Below are 731 nucleotides of genomic sequence, written 5' to 3'. Positions count from 1 at the left end.
CTGTCGTTATGTTCTTTGGCATTCTCCGCTTCCATTTGACTGTCTTATACTTTAAGTTCGTCTTGGCCCTGACAACAAAGAAAGAGTCTGTAAGATGTATCCTATAGAGTTCTTTAAAGGAGTCATAAGCCCTGTCGAATATATAATAAGCATTTGGTTCATAATGGATTGAAGACATTGCTGTGGAATCATGCTTTGAAGCAGTGGTTACGGTATAGAAAGCAGGAACTTGTGCTTCAATGTCGTATAAGACATGAGCTTTCACCCCTCCTTTCTTGCTTCGGAACTTTGCCCATGGAAATGTTGCAAGACACAACGGAATCGTTGTTGAATCAAACGCATATTTCTTTCCGGAAATGTCAAGGATGTTGGTCGTCCGCTTCTCGCAGGCTTCCTTCATCATATAGAATGCAAAGTCTTCGAAGATTCTGTAATCACGGTTCTGGTTGGCTGTCGCAAGAGTTGTCTTGGCTATCGGTTCACGACCTAAACCAAGATGATATTGCTTGGCCCTATGCGCCTCGAAAGTAACGATTAAGTCTCGCAGGCTCTCACGGTTACTCAGTTGTCCAAACATCATCGCGAGCATCTGATTCCAGCAAGTGAAATGTTTCACATATCTGTTGCCATCATACTTGCGAACATAGTTGTTGAACTGAGTCCTGTTCAGAAAAGCGGTTAATTGAGAGAATACGTATTTGTCTTGGAACATAGCAGCCATTTGTATTAGA

General features: G+C 42.1%; 1 protein-coding gene. It reads right to left on the bottom strand.

Annotated elements, in window-relative coordinates:
- The coding region (locus tag HF894_RS15060) for an IS4 family transposase (protein WP_204973463.1) at positions 1-712 on the bottom strand (712 nt) is incomplete at its 3' end.
- Between the last annotated feature and the right edge of the window lie 19 nt (positions 713-731).

Source organism: Caecibacteroides pullorum (genome assembly GCF_019239235.1).
GTDB lineage: Bacteria > Bacteroidota > Bacteroidia > Bacteroidales > Bacteroidaceae > Bacteroides > Bacteroides pullorum.
This window is presented reverse-complemented; position numbering and strand designations above follow the sequence as displayed.